Source organism: Psychrobacillus insolitus (assembly GCF_003254155.1).
Taxonomy (GTDB): Bacteria; Bacillota; Bacilli; order Bacillales_A; family Planococcaceae; genus Psychrobacillus; species Psychrobacillus insolitus.
Genome location: NZ_QKZI01000028.1, coordinates 1 through 2003 on the forward strand (window position 1 = coordinate 1; position 2003 = coordinate 2003).

Genomic DNA, 2003 nt, shown 5'->3' on the forward strand with positions numbered 1-2003 from the left:
TATATGCTCAGTTAAGCGGAAGGTTAAGGAAAGAGTATTATCAGAAGTACTTTTAAATGAAAAAGGAGCAACGTCTTAAAAGACGTTGCTCTACTCGACTAGTTTAAGTAAGAAAAATCAGGAAATTATTTCAATCTGAATATTTTCGTTTGCATATACACCCTATGCGGGTATATATTTTTCTAAGAAAAATTAATAATTCCAAGGTGAGTATTTAAATGAAAAAGCAATTGATGTTTCTTAGTTATGCTACAATTATTGGTTTAAGTGGATGTGGAAATGATACAAGCAAAGAGAACCATGCAAACAGCAATAAGGAAACCAAACATGAAGAGATAAACCATGAGGGCATGAATCATTCCAGTTCAGGTGAAGTTCCTGAAAGTTTAAAAGTGGCAGAAAATCCAACCTATGAAGTTGGAAGTCAAGCGATTCTCGAAAGACCACACGGATGGTATGAAGGTTGCTGTAGCAACGATTGTGGGTGCATATGCAACAACAGCTTATGTTATTTCATATACTCCGACAACTGGTGGAGAAACAGTGGAAAATCATAAATGGGTCATTCAGGAGGAAATTAAAAACTCTAGTGATAAACCTCTCAAGCCAGGAACGGAAGTTACCATAATAGCAGACCCAGACCATATCAGGCATAAAAATCAAATGTTAATTTTTTGAATAGGATAAATAAGCATATCTAAGTCTCAGAATTTTTGTTTCGTAATCGACTAAAATTATGATTTCTACTTTTATACCAGCATACGCAAAGGGTAAACCAACTATAGCCAAGCAACCAACCAGCTAAAACATCAGAAGCAAAGTGACGTCCCTCTGTTATTCGAGAAACCCCAATTAATAAGGCTAATATAATGGCTGTTATCCAAACGATGAGCGAAGCCCTCTTTGAAGTGACAATTCGATTAAATACATAGGCGATTGTTAATAAATACAATAAACCATGCACTGCATGTCCTGAGGGAAAACTAAAAGTGGAAAACTGATCTACAATCTCAGGACGAGGCCGTTCAATTACGCGTTTTAAAAATTGATATAATCCATATCCCACACCAACGGATAAAATTACAAAAACTATCAATTTATAGTCTTGTTTGCGAATCCAAATAATGATTATGACCATTATTGTGACAGCAAAAATAAACTTGGTTTCACCTAAATAATGAAACATTGTAATGAATTTGTTCCCATATAATGAATCAGATGCTCCCCTGTCAAAAGCTTGGATAAATGGTGTCTCATAGGTCGTCCATAAAATACAGAATACAACGAAAGTACAAACAGCTAAAACATATTGCAACTTGTTCATTTTTTTATTCCTTCTATCAAATTATACTTGGGTTTAAATAATGTGAGCAGGACCACCACTAGAAGTAAAAAGAATGAAAATATAGGACGAATTATTACTATGATGAAATCTGGCATTTTTGTCCTCCATTTCGGGAAATATATCTTATTATGGCTAAGCTTTAAAGAAAAATACTATTTATGTAACAGGTGGTGTTGTTCCAAAAGAGATTTAAAGCTTTTTTGTTGAAGTTATTGAACTAAATGGGCAGGGCAGGTTAGTTAAGAATGGAGGAACTGTTGACTCGTCTCTTACATAATATAGACAGATACATTATGTAAGAGGAGGATGTTTTCAATAGTTAATCCAATGCCTTTATATAGTCAGCGAATTACTCCCCAACAGGCAATACAAATCTCCCTCCAAAGGATACCCGGGCAAGTTCTACATGTAGATATGGATATGGATAACGGTACTTTAGTGTATGAAGTCTTCATTTTGACCTCACAAAACAGGATATATGAAGTAGAGGTAAATGCGAAAACAGGAATAATTCGTAAGATTGAAGAAGAAAATGACTTTGATTAATTTCACTAACGGGTGCGTGTGCGGCCGAGCCTAGGTCGTATCATATAGCGGGTGGGATTCCCGTCGAGAAAGAACTAGCCATTCACTCGTAGCGAGTCTTGGAGGGCTAATG

3 protein-coding genes are annotated in these 2003 nt (G+C 35.6%); 2 read left to right on the forward strand and 1 reads right to left on the reverse strand.

The genetic code is table 11. The features are described 5' to 3' along the window. Positions 1 to 411: 411 nt before the first annotated feature. Positions 412 to 678 (forward strand): YdhK family protein, encoded by a 267-nt coding sequence (locus tag C7437_RS17410; protein WP_342767799.1) that lies wholly within the window; start codon positions 412 to 414, stop codon positions 676 to 678. Between the two features lie 19 nt (positions 679 to 697). Here C7437_RS17410 and C7437_RS16695 read toward each other — a convergent pair whose 3' ends face one another. After that, positions 698 to 1324: a phosphatase PAP2 family protein gene (locus C7437_RS16695; RefSeq protein WP_111441105.1), complete on the reverse strand. Its 627-nt coding sequence runs from the start codon at positions 1322 to 1324 to the stop codon at positions 698 to 700. 327 nt (positions 1325 to 1651) lie between these two features. On the opposite strand from C7437_RS16695, the gene C7437_RS16700 reads away from it, so the two are divergent. After that, positions 1652 to 1891 carry a PepSY domain-containing protein gene (locus C7437_RS16700; RefSeq protein ID WP_111441106.1) on the forward strand — a complete coding sequence of 80 codons (240 nt, stop codon included), beginning with the start codon at positions 1652 to 1654 and terminating at the stop codon, positions 1889 to 1891. Positions 1892 to 2003: the final 112 nt, after the last annotated feature.

Bases quoted from the DNA above. Each gene is read 5' to 3' on its own strand.
- C7437_RS16700 (WP_111441106.1), top strand. From the start codon at position 1,652: ATGTTTTCAATAGTTAATCCAATGCCTTTATATAGTCAGCGAATTACT.
- C7437_RS16695 (WP_111441105.1), bottom strand. From the start codon at position 1,324: ATGAACAAGTTGCAATATGTTTTAGCTGTTTGTACTTTCGTTGTATTC.
- C7437_RS17410 (WP_342767799.1), top strand. From the start codon at position 412: ATGAAGTTGGAAGTCAAGCGATTCTCGAAAGACCACACGGATGGTATG.